9 protein-coding genes are annotated in these 16020 nt (G+C 62.9%); 6 read left to right on the forward strand and 3 right to left on the reverse strand.

From position 1 onward, the window contains the following. Window positions 1–62: 62 nt before the first annotated feature. The 3 genes from FHR27_RS00490 (at window position 63) to FHR27_RS00500 (ending at window position 5222) form a co-directional block, all read left to right on the forward strand. Window positions 63–2471 (forward strand): hybrid sensor histidine kinase/response regulator, encoded by a 2409-nt coding sequence (locus FHR27_RS00490; RefSeq protein ID WP_042555163.1) that lies wholly within the window; start codon window positions 63–65, stop codon window positions 2469–2471. A gap of 412 nt (window positions 2472–2883) precedes the next feature. Then, a complete protein-coding gene (locus tag FHR27_RS00495; RefSeq protein WP_042555164.1) occupies window positions 2884–4260 on the forward strand; it encodes an iron-containing redox enzyme family protein in 1377 nt (458 codons plus the stop codon). Between the two features lie 17 nt (window positions 4261–4277). Then, complete coding sequence (locus FHR27_RS00500) at window positions 4278–5222, forward strand: methyltransferase (protein WP_179537510.1); 945 nt, start codon at window positions 4278–4280, stop codon at window positions 5220–5222. A 36-nt stretch (window positions 5223–5258) separates the two neighbouring features. Here FHR27_RS00500 and dapC read toward each other — a convergent pair whose 3' ends face one another. Next, window positions 5259–6455, reverse strand: a complete 1197-nt coding sequence (dapC, locus tag FHR27_RS00505) for a succinyldiaminopimelate transaminase (protein ID WP_179537511.1) — start codon at window positions 6453–6455, stop codon at window positions 5259–5261. A 203-nt stretch (window positions 6456–6658) separates the two neighbouring features. Here dapC and FHR27_RS27380 point away from each other — a divergent pair, with 203 nt between their 5' ends. Next, window positions 6659–8551: a methyl-accepting chemotaxis protein gene (locus tag FHR27_RS27380; RefSeq protein WP_042555167.1), complete on the forward strand. Its 1893-nt coding sequence runs from the start codon at window positions 6659–6661 to the stop codon at window positions 8549–8551. 1757 nt (window positions 8552–10308) lie between these two features. Here FHR27_RS27380 and FHR27_RS00515 read toward each other — a convergent pair. Continuing rightward, window positions 10309–13005: a [protein-PII] uridylyltransferase gene (locus FHR27_RS00515; RefSeq protein ID WP_042555168.1), complete on the reverse strand. Its 2697-nt coding sequence runs from the start codon at window positions 13003–13005 to the stop codon at window positions 10309–10311. A 38-nt stretch (window positions 13006–13043) separates the two neighbouring features. After that, window positions 13044–13844 carry a type I methionyl aminopeptidase gene (map, locus tag FHR27_RS00520; protein ID WP_042555169.1) on the reverse strand — a complete coding sequence of 267 codons (801 nt, stop codon included), beginning with the start codon at window positions 13842–13844 and terminating at the stop codon, window positions 13044–13046. Window positions 13845–14142: 298 nt separating this feature from the next. On the opposite strand from map, the gene rpsB reads away from it, so the two are divergent. Then, entirely contained in the window at window positions 14143–14886 is a 744-nt protein-coding gene (gene rpsB, locus FHR27_RS00525) for a 30S ribosomal protein S2 (RefSeq protein WP_042555170.1), read from the forward strand. A 128-nt stretch (window positions 14887–15014) separates the two neighbouring features. After that, the gene (gene tsf, locus FHR27_RS00530; protein WP_042555171.1) at window positions 15015–15878 is read left to right on the forward strand and encodes a translation elongation factor Ts; all 864 of its coding nucleotides are present in this window, start codon (window positions 15015–15017) and stop codon (window positions 15876–15878) included. Window positions 15879–16020 lie beyond the last annotated feature (142 nt).

Below are 16020 nucleotides of genomic sequence, written 5' to 3' on the forward strand. Positions count from 1 at the left end.
AGTATCATCATGGGGGCGTGGGGCTCTTCGGTACTGTGCAACAGGGTCATCAGCGGGGCTTCATGCGTTTTTTTCTGATCATTCTTCTGGCGATCTGCCCGGTACTGGCGAGCGCTGCGGGGCCGGCCGTGTTCGACGAGAACACCCGAGCCCTGCCGCTCGGCCAGGCGATGTCGGTGTTCGAGGATGTGCGCGGCGACAAGAGCATCGACGACGTCACCTCCAGCGCCCTGCAGGGCAGCTTTCGCGATCACGACAAACCGGTACTCAATGCAGGCTATTCGCGCTCGGCCTTCTGGGTACGTATCGACCTGCAGTACCGGCCCCACGACTCCGAGCACAGCCGCCAAAATCAGCACTGGCTGCTAGAACTGGCCTATCCACCGCTGGATCGGCTGGAGCTCTACGAGGAGGGCGCAGATGGCCGCTTTCGCCTGACCCAGCGAACCGGTGATGCGCTGCCGTTTTCCAGCCGCGAGATCCGCCAGAACAACTACCTGTTCCCCCTCGACTTCAAGCCGGAACAGGTACGGCGAATCTACCTGCGGCTCGAGAGCCAGGGCTCCATCCAGGCGCCGCTGACCCTCTGGTCGCCCACCGCCTATCTCGAGGAGCAGCCAGCGCGCATCTACGTGCTGGGCGTCATCTACGGCGTGTTGCTGGTGATGCTGATCTACAACCTGTTCATCTTCATAAGCGTACGTGATACCAGTTACCTCTATTACATCCTCTACATCGCCTCGTTCGGGCTCTACCAGGTATCGGTCAACGGTGCCGGCATCGAGTTCTTCTGGCCTGACAGCCCCTGGTGGGCGAACGTCGCCACGCCGTTCCTGATCGGCGCCACGGCGCTGTTCGGCTGTCAGTTCGCGCGCAGTTTCCTGCAGACCGGCGAGCACAGCCCCTGGGTGGACCGCAGCCTGTTGCTGCTGATGCTCTGGGGCACGGCGGTGATGGTGTTGGCGCTGACCGTCAGCTACGCCGTCTCGTTACGTCTGGCTACCGTGCTGGCGCTGGTGTTCACCCTGGTGGTGTCGATTGCCGGGGGGCTGGCCTGGTTGCGCGGCATGCGGGTGGCGCGCTACTTCATCATCGCCTGGGCGGCCTTTCTGATCGGCGGTGTGGTCAACACCCTGATGGTCCTCGGCTACCTGCCCAACGTGTTCCTAACCATGTACGCGAGCCAGATCGGTAGCGCGATCGAGGTGGCTTTGCTGTCCCTGGCCCTGGCGGATCGTATCAACGGCATGAAGGAGGAGCGCGCGCGCATTCTGCAGAGTGCCAGTGCCAAACTGGAGGCGCTGAACCACGAACTGGCCGACAGCAACCGCCTCAAGGACGACTTCCTGGCCACCGTGACCCATGAGTTACGCACGCCGATGAATGGCGTGATCGGCTCTCTGGAGCTGATGCAGACCTTGCGGCTGGAGCCGGAAGTCGAGCAGTACCAGAAAACCGCGACGCGTTCGGCGCGGGACATGATGCAGATGGTCAACGACATCCTGGCCCTCACCGAACTGCAGTCCGGCAGACTTTACCCGCGGCGTGAAACCTTCAGCCTGCGCGGGTTGCTCGACGGCGTATGCGCCAATTACGAAGGCCGTGCCCGCGACAAGGGGTTGGCGTTTTCCCTCGACCTGGACGAGCGCCTGCCCGACACCGTGGAAGGCGATGCCCTGAAGTTGGCCCAGGGGCTGGGTTACCTGCTGGATAACGCCATCAAGTTCACCGCCGCCGGCAAGGTGCGTCTGCGCGTAAGGGGGGAAGGCGAAGCGACGCTGGACAGCCTGCCGTTGAGCTTCGAGGTGATCGATGCCGGCATCGGCCTGGAGGATGTCCGCGAGTCCGACCTGTACCGCCGCTTCCATCAGCTCGATACGTCGATGACCCGCCAGTATGGCGGCCTCGGCATCGGCCTGAGCATCTGTCGACAACTGGTCGATCTGCTCGGTGGCAGCCTGGCCTACGAGCCCAATCGCGCGGGTGGTGGCGGTAGCATCTTCCGGCTCAGCCTGACGCTGACATTGCCGATGCAGAAGGGCGGCAGCGAGCCCGTGGTGCGTCGCGCCACGGGCAGCCCGGTGCGGGTGCCGGAGCAATGCACCGTGCTGGTGGTCGAGGACAACGCCATCAACCAGTTGGTCATTCGCGGTATGTTGCTCAAGCTCGGTTACCGGGTTCGCACCGCGGACAACGGCGCCGAGGCGCTGGAGTGTCTGCAGCGCGAGTCGGTCGATGCATTGCTGCTCGATTGCCAGATGCCGGTGATGGACGGTTTCGCCACCTGCAGGGCGCTGCGCCTGTTGCCTGGCTGCGCCGAGCTGCCGGTATTGGCGATCACCGCCCACAGCCAGTCTGGTGACCGCGAGCGCTGCCTGGCCGCCGGGATGAGCGACTACCTGGCCAAGCCGGTGAAGTTCGACGAACTGCGGGTGTTGCTGCATGACTGGGTGCTGTGCCGTCCAGCCTGAGACCGGCGACGGCAGGCCGCTAGCTTTCCAATCGTCGGTGCGCCGATTCGAATGCCTGTGAGCCATGCGAACTCGATGTTTCCGCCGCCAAGGAGCCTGCTCGCCTCGCAGCCAGGCTGGCAGCCCGTCGCCTGGCGTTCTCGCGTCTGCGCTGCCAGTCCGTTGGCCGTCCTTCTGGCTGACTGTCTCACACCTGCGGTCTTGACGAGCGGCCTCGATACGGCCGCTACCGCCTATCCCCTGAGTTGAATCTTTCTTCGCGCAGCGTCCTCCTTATTCCATAAGGCCCAGGCCGATTCGCCGGAGCAATCCTGCAAGTCGGCAAGACGGCCACCCATGGAATCACCCGAGCGCTGTTCTCGACCTCACCGTTTCCACAGCGCCTTCGAACTGCCCACGCAAGGCTCCGACCATGACCACATTGATGCCGATCTTCACAACGCCTCGGGAAAGCTACAGCTTTCTGCAGGCTGGTCCTGCGCGCACCCTCTATGAGCGATTGCTGCAGCCACGGTTGGCCGACGGTGTCGTGGATCAGGCGCGCAGCTTCCTCGATGCGCAGTTGGAGCAGGCAGAGCGGCAGCCCTGTGACATGCCAGCCCAGCCGGAGGCGCTGTTGAACTGGATGCGCGATGCTGCGCAGCGCACCACGCAGGCTTATGCGCAGTATCTGGAGGCGCGGCGTCAGGGCGAGCCACGGCGCTATTTCAGCAATCGGGCGCACGCCGTGTATTTCCTGCGCCATGTGGCGCCCACCAAACTGGTGGACGGTGCCTGGCTCTATGGCTTGTTCAAGCACTGGCAGGAGCCGAGTCTGCGGCCACTGCTGCGTACCTACCTCGAGGAACTGGGCGATGGCGTTGCCGCCATGAACCATGTGGTGCTGTACAAGCAACTGCTCAGCCAGAACGGTTGCGATGAGCTGGCGGAGCTGGAAGACGAGCATTTTCTCCAGGGTGCCCAGCAACTGGCGCTCGGGCACCTGGCTGATGAGTATCTGCCGGAGGTGATCGGCTACAACCTCGGCTATGAACAACTCCCCTTGCACCTGCTGATCACCAGCTACGAGCTCACCGAGCTGGATATCGACCCCTATTATTTCCAGCTGCACGTGACCATCGACAATGCCAGCACCGGCCATGCGCAAAAAGCCGTGCAGGCCGTGCTGGAGAATCTGCCGGTAGTGGGCGACCGTGATGCCTTCTATCAGCGGGTGATGCGCGGCTATCAGCTCAATGAGCTGGGTGTCGGTTCCACGGCGGTGATCGGCGCATTCGATCTCGACGAACAACTGTGCGGCATGCTGGAGCGCAAGCGCGAAGTCGCCACTCAGGTGCACTCCGACTATTGCCGCATCGAGGGACGCACCATCAATCAATGGCTAAGCCAGCCGGGTCAGGTGCGCGGTTTGCTCGAGGCGCTGGAGAAACGCGGCTGGATTCGTCGCAACGAGGACCCGCAGAACAGCCGCTTCTGGCAGCTCGTGCAGGGTGATCGGGCGGCCATGTTCGGTGTGTTCAGCGCTTACGAGCAGCAGATTCTGCATGACTGGATTGCCGGCGACTGGACTGCCGCGCGCAGTCGCGGTCGCAACCGTCGAAGTACCGCGCAGCCCAACGCCATGCAGACGAGCGGCCTGGATGACGAGGCTCAGGCCCTGCATGCGACCCTGCGTGCGCTGCCAGCCCGCCAGCAGGCGGAAAAGCTGATCGAGCTGATGTCGCCTGCCTGCCACTTCACCCCCGCAGGGTTGCTGGCAACGCGCCTGTTCAATACCTATCTCCAGTAATCGCTGTCGGAGCACCGATGCTTAACGAACCCCAGCAGGCTCTAGTGCAACTTGGTCAGGCGCTCACCGAGCGAGGCTATCGATTCACCACCGGCACACCGCTGACCCATGAGCGCGTCAATGGCCGACCGGGCAATGCGCTCGCTCAGGATCTGCAGGGGGTCTTCGGTTGGAGCCGCCCTTTCGTGCGGGGCATGGTCGGCGCTGATTTGCTCGAGTTGATGCGCGCTGCAGGCGTTCTGGTCGAAGACGCCGAGCAACTGCGCAGTGCCGTGCGTTACTCCAGCCTGGGCGATCGCTTGTTCGTCCATTCGCGCTATCCGACAACGCAGGCTGATGCGGTGTTCTTCGGTCCCGATACCTATCGTTTCGTTCGAGCCATCGATGCATTTCTCGGCACGCCGTCGTCCACTTCCATCCGTCGTGCGGTGGATATCGGCTGCGGCGCCGGGCCTGGCGCGCAGTGCATCGCGCTGGCGCGTCCGGAGGCCGAGGTGCTGGCCGTGGATATCAATCCCCAGGCGCTGGCCTTCACTCAGGTCAACGCTGCGCTGGCTGGCGCCGAAAACCTCAGGGCCCTGCACAGTGATCTGCTCGACGGTGTGCAGGGTGAGTTCGATCTGATCGTGGCCAACCCGCCTTACATGCTCGACAGCGAGAGCCGCGCTTACCGTGACGGTGGCGGTGAGCTAGGAGCGGGATTGTCGCAGGCCATCGTCGAGGCCGCGGTGACCCGACTGGCAGCGGGGGGCAGTCTGCTGCTCTATACCGGTGTGGCGATGACCGCTGCCGGCGATCCCTTCCTCGCCTATATACAGCGCACGCTTGGCGACTCCTCGTTGGCCTGGCGCTACGAGGAGGTGGACCCCGACGTGTTCGGTGAGGAGCTGGAAAAACCGGGCTACGAGGACGTAGAACGTATCGCGGCAGTGGTCCTCACCGTCACGCGCACGGCGAGTTGACGGCGGCGCCTCCTCGAGGTGGCGCCGCCATGCGGCCTAGGCCTGTTCGATGAAGCGTCGGATACGCCGTGCGGCTTCCACGCATTCCTCGAGCGGTGCGACCAGTGCCAGGCGCACACGGCCGCTGCCGGGATTGAGGCCATCGACTTCCCGCGACAGATAGGAGCCGGGCACCACGGTGACGTGCTCCCGGGCGAACAGTGCACGGGTGAATTCGGCATCGTCGCCCGGTGTTCTGGCCCACAGGTAAAAGCCGCCATCCGGGTGTTGCACGTCGAGCACGCCATCGAGGATTTCCAGCACGGCGGCGAACTTCTCGCGGTACAGATCGCGGTTGGCGCGTACGTGATCCTCGTCCTGCCAGGCGGCTATGCTGGCCAGTTGGGTTTGTACCGGCATGGCGCAGCCATGGTAGGTCCGGTACAGCAGGAAGGCCTTGAGAATCTCCGCGTCGCCCGCCACGAACCCGGAACGCAGGCCTGGCAGATTGGAACGCTTGGACAGGCTATGAAACACCACGCAGCGTTTGAAGTCGCTACGGCCCAGCTCGGCGCAGGCGGTCAGCAGACCGGCAGGCGGGTTGGTCTCGTCGAAGTACAGCTCGCTGTAGCACTCGTCGGCGGCGATGACGAAATCGTACTGGTCGGCGAGGGCGATCAGCTTCTTCAGCGTTGCCACGGGAATCAGCGCACCCGTCGGGTTGCCGGGCGAGCAGAGGAAGAGAATCTGGCAGCGTTGCCAGACCTCGGGCGCCACCGCATCGAAATCCGGATTGAAGCCCAGTTCGGCCAGGCACGGCAGGTAATGCGGCTGGGTGCCAGCGAGCAGGGCTGCGCCTTCGTAGATCTGATAGAACGGATTGGGGCTGACCACCAGGCCATCGACGTCACGCTGGGCGACGGTTTGGGTGAAGGCGAACAGCGCTTCACGGGTGCCGTTCACCGGTAGCACGTGGCGCGCGGGGTCGAGCCAGCCGGCCGGCACCTTGAAGCGGCGTTCGCACCAGGTGGCGATGGCTTCGCGCAGCGCTGCAATGCCCAGCGTGGTCGGGTAGACCGCTAGTTGTTCGAGGTTGTCGGTCAGCGCTTGGGCGACGAACGCGGGGGAGCGGTGTTTCGGCTCGCCAATCGACAGGGCGATGGGCGAACGATCGGCGGCGGGTTGTACGCCGGCGAGCAGGGCGCGCAGTTTCTCGAACGGGTAGGGCTGCAGCTGGGCGAGGGCGTGGTTCATGATGATCCGACGTGTCCTTTGTAAGGCGGCGACAAAGTTGCCGACACTAGCACGTGGGGCGCCCCAGGAAAATTCCCTTTCGCCTGTCCGATGGACAGCCGTTTTGGTCGCCCTGTTGATGTTCGCCTTCCTAAAGGCTGGCCGCTTCGAGCCGATAGCCTGATCGCAAGCCGTATTCAGTCCTACTTTCAGCGAGACCTTCTATGCGCACCCTCAAGTTCAGTCACAAGATCATGCTGGCTGCGTCATTGGTGGTCATTGCCGCCTTCGCATCGTTCGCGCTGTACAACGACTACCTGCAGCGCACCTCGATTCGCGACAACCTGGCGAACTACCTGCACGACGTCGGTCAGGTATCCACCGGCAACATTCAGCACTGGCTCAATGGCCGCATGCAGTTGCTGGACAACCTGGCCGAGTCGGTTCAGGACGACAGCGCGGCTGAGCCACTGGCCAGGAATCTGCAGCACCGCAGCATCGCTTCGGCCTTCCTGTACGCCTATTACGGCCAGAATGATGGCACCTACACCCAGTTTCCCCCCAGCGAGTTGCCCGCCGGCTACGACCCGCGCCAGCGTCCCTGGTACAAGAGCGCTGCGGGCAGCAGCGGCCCGGGCTTGACCGAGCCCTACCTGGCGGCGGATCCCCGCGACGGCCTGCTGATCACCATCACTCGCCCTGTGAGCACGGGTGGTAGCCTTCAAGGTGTGGTCGGTGGCGACCTGAAGTTGCAGACGGTTGACGACATTCTGAATTCCTTCGATCTGGGTGGCATGGGCTATGCCTTCCTGGTCGACGAAAAAGGCACGGTGCTGGTGCACCCTGACAAGAGCCTGGTGCTCAAGAAGCTGCCTGATCTGTTCCCCAGTGGTGCACCGCGCCTCGAGTCCGGTCTGCAGGATGTAGCGGCCGTCGATGGCAGCGCGCGCATCGTCACCTTCCTGCCGGTGCAGGGCCTGTCAGGGGTGCGCTGGTACGTCGGCCTTTCCGTGGATCAGGGCAAGGCGTTCGCCGCTCTGCAGGAGTTCCGCATCTCGGCGCTGATGTCCACGGTCATCGGCGTGATCGCCATCCTGCTGCTGCTGGGCGCGCTGATTCGTATCCTGTTGCGCCCGCTGCACGTGATGAGCCACGCCATGGGCGGCATCGCCGAAGGCGAGGGCGATCTGACCCAGCGCCTGAAGATCGACTCCGGTGACGAGTTCGGCGAGCTGGCGGGTGCCTTCAACCGCTTCGTCGAGCGTATCCACGAGTCGATCCGCGAGGTGGCCTCGGCGACCCGCGAAGTTCATGCCCGCGTGAGCACCGTGGTCGAAGCGTCCAATGCCTCCATGGGCAACTCCAGCGAGCAGGCGGCACGTACCGACAGCGTTGCCGCAGCCATCAACGAGCTCGGCGCCGCCGCCCAGGAGATCGCCCGCAATGCGGCCGATGCATCTCTGCAGGCCAGCGATGCCCGTCGTGACGCCGAAGAAGGGCAGAACATGGTTGAGCGCACGCTGGGCTCCATGGGTGATCTGTCTGACAAGATTCAGGCATCCGGCAGCCATATCGAAGTGCTGAGCCAGAAGAGCAACGATATTGGTCAGATTCTCGATGTGATCAAGGGGATTTCCGAGCAGACCAACCTGCTGGCGCTCAACGCCGCCATCGAAGCGGCTCGTGCCGGTGAGGCCGGGCGTGGTTTCGCCGTGGTCGCGGATGAAGTGCGCAACCTGGCGCAACGCACCCAGAGCTCGGCGCAGGAAATTCAACAGATGATCGAGCAGTTGCAGGCTGGTGCTCGTGACGCCGTGATGACCATGGGCGAGAGCCGTCGCTTCAGCGATGACAGCGTACGCATCGGTGGGCAGGCGGGTGAGAATCTGCGCGGCGTGACCCGTCGTATCGGCGAGATCGATGGCATGAACCAGTCCGTGGCCACCGCCACCGAAGAGCAGACCTCGGTGATCGAAAGCCTGAACATGGACATTACCGAGATCAACACCCTCAACCAGGATGGCGTACGCAACCTGCAGTCCAGCCTCAATGCCTGTACCGAGCTGGATCAGCAGGTCGGGCGCCTCAAGCAACTGGTGGACAGCTTCAGGATCTGATCAGCGGGCAGCGGCCGCGCTTCTTGCAGGCGCCGCTCCTGCAGCAGCGTTTGGCCTGCAGTCGCGTTTTTGTGTGAGCCGCGCGCCGAGGTCGACGCGTCTGCCTCGCGGGTGTCGAACGCCCATTTCTGTGGGAGCCCGCTTGCGGGCGAATCATTGGGCCAACGCCGGTTCAGCAGCAAGGCCGCCATCGCATCGCCCGCAAGCGGGCTCCTACGGGCCGGAGTCTTCATGCTTTCGTAGGCGCCCCGCGCGCCGAGGTCGACGCGTCTGCCTCGAGTGTGTCGGACACCCCTTTCTGTAGGAGCCCGCTTGCGGGCGAATCACCGGGTCAACGCCGATTCCGCGGCAAGGCCGCCATCGCATCGCCCGCAAGCGGGCTCCTACGGGCTGGGATTTTCATGCTTTCGTAGGTGCCCCGAGGTCGACGCGTCTGCCTCGCGGGTGTCGAACGCCCATTTCTGTGGGAGCCCGCTTGCGGGCGAATCATTGGGCCAACGCCGGTTCAGCAGCAAGGCCGCCATCGCATCGCCCGCAAGCGGGCTCCTACGGGCCGGGAGTCTTCATGCTTTCGTAGGCGCCCCGCGCGCCGAGGTCGACGCGTCTGCCTCGCGGGTGTCGAACGCCCATTTCTGTGGGAGCCCGCTTGCGGGCGAATCATTGGGCCAACGCCGGTTCAGCAGCAAGGCCGCCATCGCATCGCCCGCAAGCGGGCTCCTACGGGCCGGAGTCTTCATGCTTTCGTAGGCGCCCCGCGCGCCGAGGTCGACGCGTCTGCCTCGAGTGTGTCGGACACCCCTTTCTGTAGGAGCCCGCTTGCGGGCGAATCACCGGGTCAACGCCGATTCCGCGGCAAGGCCGCCATCGCATCGCCCGCAAGCGGGCTCCTACGGGCTGGAGTCTTCACGCTTTCGTAGGCGCCCCGCGGTCGACGCGTCTGCCTCGAGTGTGTCGAACGCCCATTTCTGTAGGAGCCCGCTTGCGGGCGAATCACCGGGTCAACGCCGATTCCGCGGCAAGGCCGCCATCGCATCGCCCGCAAGCGGGCTCCTACGGGCTGGAATCTTCATGCTTCCGTAGGCGCCCCGCGGTCGACGCGTCTGCCTCGAGTGTGTCGGACACCCCTTTCTGTAGGAGCCCGCTTGCGGGCGAATCACCGGGCCAACGCCGATTCAGCGGCAAGGCCACCATCGCATCGCCCGCAAGCGGGCTCCTACGGGCTGGGATTTTCATGCTTTCGTAGGTGCCCCGCGCGCCGCGGTCGACGCGCCTGCCTCGAGTGTGTCGAACAGCCATTTCTGTAGGAGCCCGCTTGCGGGCGAATCACCGGGTCAACGCCGATTCCGCGGCAAGGCCGCCATCGCATCGCCCGCAAGCGGGCTCCTACGGGCTGGGATTTTCATGCTTTCGTAGGTGCCCCGCGGTCGACGCGCCTGCCTCGCGGGTGTCGAACACCCCTTTCTGTAGGAGCCCGCTTGCGGGCGAATCACCTTGCCAACGCCGATTCAGCGGCAAGGCCGCCATCGCATCGCCCGCAAGCGGGCTCCTACGGGCCGGAGTCTTCATGCTTTCGTAGGCGCCCCGCGCGCCGAGGTCGACGCGTCTGCCTCGCGGGTGTCGAACATCCATTTCTGTAGGAGCCCGCTTGCGGGCGAATCATTGGGCCAATGCCGATTCCGCGGCAAGGCCTCCATCGCATCGCCCGCAAGCGGGCTGGGATTTTCACGCTTTCGTGGGGGCGGCGCTCCTGCAAATGCCTAGATGCTGATTTGCAGTGGGCTCGGGCTGCTGGTCGCCGACAGCTTGGTGATGATGGTCTGCTGCAGGCGTGCGCACAGTTCCGGGTCGGACAGCGGCTGGTTGTTGGCGTCGGTGACGAAGAAGACGTCCTCTACGCGCTCGCCCAGTGTGGCGATCTTGGCGTTCTGCAGTGACAGGTCGAAGTCCAGGAATATCCGGCCGATCTTGGCCAGCAGGCCGGGGCGGTCTGGCGCGGTCAGCTCCAGTACGGTGACCGGCCGCTGGGCATCGTTGTGGATGGTCACTTGCGGTGCGAAGGCGAAGTGCTTGAGCTGACGCGGCACCCGACGCTGAATGATGTTGGGGTACTCGTCCGGGTGTTTCAGGGTATCGATCAGGCTCTGACGGATCTGCTTGATACGCTGTGGGTTATCGCCGATGGAGCCACCTTCCACCTCGAGCACGATGTAGGTGTCGAGGGTGAACTGACTGGTCGAGGTGAGAATTCGCGCGTCGTGAATGTTCAGGTTCAACTGCGCCATGGCAGCAACCGTCACCGCGAAGAAATCATGCTGATCCGGTGCGTAGATGAATATTTGCGTGCCGCCCTCGAACTCGCGCTGGGTGGTTTCCTTGATCAGCACCAGCGGACCCCCATCGCTCGGGTGCTGGAGGATCGCATCGGTGTGCCAGGCGACATCGCTGGCGGTGTGGCGCAGAAAGTAGTCATCACCGAGTTGCGACCATAGCTGCTCGACGTCATCGGAGTCGGTGCCGCCGCGTACCAGGGTATCCAGCGCCGCGCTCTGGGTCAGGCGAATCTGTTCTTCGCGCTCCACCGGGTTTTCCAGGCCGCGGCGCAAGGCTCGCTTGGTTTCCGTGTAGAGCTGACGCATCAGGCTGGCGCGCCAGGAATTCCACAGGCTCGGGTTGGTGGCATTGATGTCGGCCACGGTGAGCACGTAGAGGTAGTCCAGGTGGGTCTGGTCGCCCACGAACGCGGCGAAGTCATGGATCACCTGCGGGTCGGACAGGTCCTTGCGCTGAGCGGTGGTCGACATCGCCAGGTGGTTCTGCACCAGCCAGACGATCAGCCCGGTATCCCAGGCCGGCAGATGGTGGCGCCGGCCGAAGGCTTCGGCGTCGATGGCGCCGAGCTCGGAGTGGTCACCGCCACGGCCCTTGCCGATATCGTGATAAAGGCCGGCCAGGTAGATCAGTTCGGGCTTTGGCAGCTTGTCGATCAGCTTGCTGGCCAGGGGGAATTTCTCCGCCAGCTCCGGCCATTTGAACTTGCGCAGGTGCTTGATCAGGTTGAGCGTGTGCGCGTCGACGGTGTAGATGTGGAACAGGTCGTGCTGCATCTGCCCGACGATATGGCCGAACTCCGGCAGGTAACGCCCGAGGATGCCGTAGCGGTTCATGCGGCGCAGATTACGGTGAATGCCCTGTTCGCACTTGAACAGCTCGATGAACAGGCTGGTGTTGCGGATGTCCTTGCGGAAATCGTCGTCGATCAGATGACGGTGATCGCGCAGCAGGCGAATGGTATCGGCGCATACCCCGCTCAGATTCGGGTGTTGGGCCATCAGCACGAAGATCTCGATGATGGCGAATGGCGTGCGCTTGAATACGTTCGGGTGGGTCACCTCGATGTAGCCGTCACGAACCTGGAAACGGCTGTTGAGCGGCGTCGCCGGGCCACTGTCACCGGCACGCAGGATCTCTTCCTCGAAGTGCTGGTTGATCAGGTCGCTCAGCTCGGCGATGGCCATCACCACCCGGTAGTACTTCTGCATGAAGCGTTCGATGGTGCGCTTGGTGTCTCCCTCGTCGTACCCCAGCAGTTCGGCCACCTTGCTCTGGTGGTCGAACAGCAGGCGGTCTTCGGCGCGCCCGGCCAGCATGTGCAGGGCGTAGCGCACCTTCCAGAGAAACTCCTGGGAAGAAGCCAGCAGGGTGTATTCGCTTTCCAGCAGGAAGCCCTGGCCGACCATGGCGTGCAGGTTGAGGGTGCCGAAGTGGCGGCGTGCGACCCAGAGAATGGTCTGGATGTCGCGCAGCCCGCCGGGTGAGCCCTTGACGTTGGGCTCGAGGTTGTACTCCGTGTCGTTGTACTTGGCGTGTCGACCTTTCTGCTCGTCACGCTTGGCCAGGAAGAACTCCTGGCTCGGCCACATGTGCGCACTGGAGGTGACCTCCTGCATGCGTCCGCGCAGATGCTCATGGCCGGCGATGGTGCGGCTTTCCATCAGGTTGGTGATCACCGTCAGGTCGGCGCGGGCTTCTTCGCCGCACTCGGCGACCGAGCGTACGCTTTGACCGACTTCCAGGCCGATGTCCCAGAGCAGGGTAAGAAAGCCTTCGATCGCGTCGCGGAAGATTTCCTGATCATCGCTGCCGAGGAGGATCAGCAGGTCGATATCCGAATAGGGGTGTAGCTCGCCACGGCCATAGCCGCCTACCGCCAGCAGGGCGATTTCGGCGTCCGCGTTCCAGGCAAAGCGATTCCAGGCTTCGAGCAGAATCTGGTCGGTGAACCAGGCACGGTCCTCGACCAGGCGGCGCACGTCGCGGCCGCCACGAAAGCGTGCATCGAGCACTTCGTGGGCGCGGCGGATGGCTTTCTTGAAGGCGCCGATGGGGCTGGACTTGAGCGCCAGTTCCGCCTGGAACTGGCCGCGATCGAACAACTCGGAGTCTACCTGCGGCATGCGGCGGCCTTCCTTCTATCTATAGGCGTGGTTCGAGATCAGGGGGAAACACGTGCAATGGTGTCATCGCCGCGCAGGGTGAATATCTCGTAGCCATCGGCCGTGACCAGCAGGGTGTGCTCCCACTGCGCGGACAACTTGCGGTCCTTGGTGATCGCGGTCCAGCCGTCACCCAGTACGCGGGTTTCCGGGCGACCCTGATTGATCATCGGTTCGATGGTGAAGGTCATGCCTTCCTTGAGCTCCATGCCCGTACCGGCACGGCCGTAGTGCAGCACCTGCGGGTCCTCGTGAAACACCGAGCCGATGCCGTGGCCGCAAAACTCGCGCACCACCGAGAAGCCATGCTTTTCGGCATGCTTCTGGATCACTTCGCCGATGTCGCCCAGGCGGGCACCGGGGCGCACCACCTCGATGCCCTTGTAAAGGCATTCCTGGGTGATGCGTGACAGGCGCTCGGCCCACTCCGGTACCTTGCCGACGTGGAACATGCGGCTGGTGTCGCCGTAGTAGCCGTCCTTGATGACGGTGATGTCGATGTTCATCACATCACCTTCCTTGAGCGGCTTGTCATTGGGGATGCCGTGGCACACCACGTGGTTGAGCGAGGTGCAGATGGACTTGGGGAACCCCGGACGGCCTGGAGCGGCGCCATAATTGAGCGGCGCGGGAATGGCCTTCTGCACGTTGACGATATGCTCGTGGCAGAGGGTGTTCAGCTCGTCGGTGGTGACACCTGGCCTGATGTGCTCGGCGATCATCTCCAGCACTTCGGCGGCCAGGCGGCCAGCGATGCGCATCTTCTCGATTTCATCGGGCGTCTTGAGGGTGACGGTCATGGTGATCTCGGTATCTGTAAAGGACGCCATTCTAAGCCCCAAGCCTCGAGCTGCAAACCGCAAGTAGGAGCAGGACGCTCATCTTGGACTAGACTCACTTGCCCGGGACGCCGGACATTCAGCTTGTGGCTTGCCGCTTGTAGCTTATGGCCGCTTCCTGTGGTATAAAACGCGCCGCTTTACGGGGCAGACCCCGAAAGCTTAACCCCACACACGTATCGACACGATTTCCTGGGTGCCCGCAAGGGTTGGAAATTGGGATGCGTGGAGGCCTAACCCGACTTATCAAGGAACTATCATGTCCCAAGTCAATATGCGCGATATGCTGAAGGCCGGTGTGCACTTCGGCCACCAGACCCGTTACTGGAACCCGAAAATGGGCAAGTACATTTTCGGCGCGCGTAACAAGATCCACATCATCAACCTTGAGAAGACCCTGCCGATGTTCAACGACGCGCTGTCGTTCGTTGAAAAGCTGGCTGCTGGCAAGAACAAGATCCTGTTCGTCGGCACCAAGCGTTCCGCTGGCAAGATCGTTCGCGAAGAAGCTGCTCGTTGCGGCTCGCCGTTCGTCGATCACCGCTGGTTGGGCGGCATGCTCACCAACTACAAGACCATCCGTGCCTCGATCAAGCGTCTGCGTGATCTGGAAGTGCAGTCCCAGGACGGCACCTTCACCAAGCTGACCAAGAAAGAAGCGCTGATGCGCTCGCGCGATCTGGAAAAACTGGATCGCAGCCTGGGTGGTATCAAGGATATGGGCGGTCTGCCGGACGCTCTGTTCGTCATCGACGTCGATCACGAGCGCATCGCGATCACCGAAGCCAACAAGCTGGGCATCCCGGTAATCGGCATTGTCGATACCAACAGCAGCCCGGAAGGCGTTGACTACATCATCCCGGGTAACGACGACGCCATCCGCGCCATCCAGCTGTACATGGGTGCCATGGCCGACGCCGTTGTTCGTGGTCGCAGCAACGCTGGCGGCGCTACCGAGCAGTTCGTCGAAGAAGCACCGGCTGCAGAAGCTGCCGAAGGCTAAGCGGTAACGCAGAGCATTTAGTGTTATGCGCTGCGCAAAAAGGGGGCTAGGCCCCCTTTTTGCCACTCACAGATTTGATCGCCTGCATGACGGGCGATGCTTGAAGACCTACCAAGAGGATTTTCAAAATGGCAGAGATCACTGCAGCCCTGGTTAAAGAACTGCGCGAGCGTACTGGCCAAGGCATGATGGAATGCAAGAAGGCCCTGGTTGCCGCCGGTGGCGACATCGAGAAGGCCATCGACGACATGCGCGCTTCGGGTGCCATCAAGGCCGCCAAGAAAGCAGGCAACATCGCCGCTGAGGGCGCTATCGCCGCTCGCGTCGAAGGTGGCCGTGGCCTGATCATCGAAGTCAACTCGCAGACCGACTTCCTGGCTCTGCAGGACGACTTCAAAGGCTTCGTAAAAGACAGCCTGGATGAAGCCTTCACCCAGAACCTGACCGAAGTCGCGCCGCTGATCGCTTCCCGCGAGTCCGCTCGCGAAGGTCTGGTTGCGAAGTGCGGTGAGAACGTCAACATCCGTCGTCTGACCGCGGTCGCTGGCGAAACCGTCGGTGCCTACCTGCACGGTCACCGCATCGGCGTTCTGGTCGTTCTGAAAGGCGGCAACGACGAGTTGGCCAAGCACGTTGCCATGCACGTCGCTGCTTCCAACCCGGCCGTGGTTTCGCCGGACCAGGTTTCCGAAGAGCTGGTTGCCAAAGAAAAGGAAATCTTCCTGCAACTGAACGCCGACAAGATCGCCGGCAAGCCGGAAAACATCGTCGAGAACATGATCAAGGGCCGTATCAACAAGTTCCTGGCAGAAGCCAGCCTGGTTGAGCAAGCGTTCATCATGGACCCGGAAGTCAAGGTCGGTGACCTGGTCAAGAAAGCCGGTGCTGAAATCGTTTCCTTCGTACGTTACGAAGTGGGCGAGGGCATCGAGAAAGCCGAGAACGACTTCGCTGCCGAAGTCGCTGCTCAGGTTGCTGCCAGCAAGCAGTAACAGGCGTCTAAGCTAGTGCCCCAGAAGAGGCTGCCCGCTCACGCGCGCGGCCTCTTTTTCAAATGGGATTTTTTTCCAAACGACGGTTGGTGCGCAGGGCACGAACGGTCGTGAGCGCTGTCGAAGCGCTCGATATGCGCGA

Origin of the sequence: Pseudomonas flavescens (genome assembly GCF_013408425.1) — a bacterium.
GTDB classification, from domain to species: Bacteria; Pseudomonadota; Gammaproteobacteria; order Pseudomonadales; family Pseudomonadaceae; genus Aquipseudomonas; species Aquipseudomonas fulva_A.

Bases quoted from the DNA above. Each gene is read 5' to 3' on its own strand.
- FHR27_RS00490 (WP_042555163.1), top strand. From the start codon at position 63: ATGCGTTTTTTTCTGATCATTCTTCTGGCGATCTGCCCGGTACTGGCG.
- FHR27_RS00495 (WP_042555164.1), top strand. From the start codon at position 2,884: ATGACCACATTGATGCCGATCTTCACAACGCCTCGGGAAAGCTACAGC.
- FHR27_RS00500 (WP_179537510.1), top strand. From the start codon at position 4,278: ATGCTTAACGAACCCCAGCAGGCTCTAGTGCAACTTGGTCAGGCGCTC.
- dapC (WP_179537511.1), bottom strand. From the start codon at position 6,455: ATGAACCACGCCCTCGCCCAGCTGCAGCCCTACCCGTTCGAGAAACTG.
- FHR27_RS27380 (WP_042555167.1), top strand. From the start codon at position 6,659: ATGCGCACCCTCAAGTTCAGTCACAAGATCATGCTGGCTGCGTCATTG.
- FHR27_RS00515 (WP_042555168.1), bottom strand. From the start codon at position 13,005: ATGCCGCAGGTAGACTCCGAGTTGTTCGATCGCGGCCAGTTCCAGGCG.
- map (WP_042555169.1), bottom strand. From the start codon at position 13,844: ATGACCGTCACCCTCAAGACGCCCGATGAAATCGAGAAGATGCGCATC.
- rpsB (WP_042555170.1), top strand. From the start codon at position 14,143: ATGTCCCAAGTCAATATGCGCGATATGCTGAAGGCCGGTGTGCACTTC.
- tsf (WP_042555171.1), top strand. From the start codon at position 15,015: ATGGCAGAGATCACTGCAGCCCTGGTTAAAGAACTGCGCGAGCGTACT.